At 60.4% G+C, this 386-nt stretch carries 1 protein-coding gene; it reads left to right on the forward strand.

The window, feature by feature from the left end:
• Nucleotides 1-3: 3 nt before the first annotated feature.
• The coding region (locus JWH17_RS23430) for a leucine-rich repeat domain-containing protein (RefSeq protein WP_369125084.1) at nucleotides 4-386 on the forward strand (383 nt) is incomplete at its 3' end.

Below are 386 nucleotides of genomic sequence, written 5' to 3' on the forward strand. Positions count from 1 at the left end.
GTTATGCATACCCTGGAACAGCTGCGCGCGGGTGAACTCTGCGGCGCTCGCCACCTCAAACTCGCTGAAAATCTGACGGTGTTCCCGCCCGAGATCCTGAGCCTTAAAGAGACGCTGGAGGTGCTGGATCTAACCGGCAACCAGTTGAGTTGGCTGCCTGACGAGCTGGCCGAGTTCAGCAAGCTGCGCATCATCTTCTGCTCCGAGAACCGCTTTACCGAGTTGCCCGAGGTGCTGGGTCTCTGCCCGGCACTGACCATGGTGGGCTTCAAGGCTAACCAGATTTCCACAGTCCCCGCCGCGTCGCTGCCAGTGGACTTGCGCTGGCTGATCCTGACTGACAACGCCATCGCACAGTTGCCCGATGAGTTGGGTCAGTGCAGCCG

The organism is Desulfogranum marinum, assembly GCF_016918565.1.
Taxonomy (GTDB): Bacteria; Desulfobacterota; Desulfobulbia; order Desulfobulbales; family Desulfobulbaceae; genus Desulfogranum; species Desulfogranum marinum.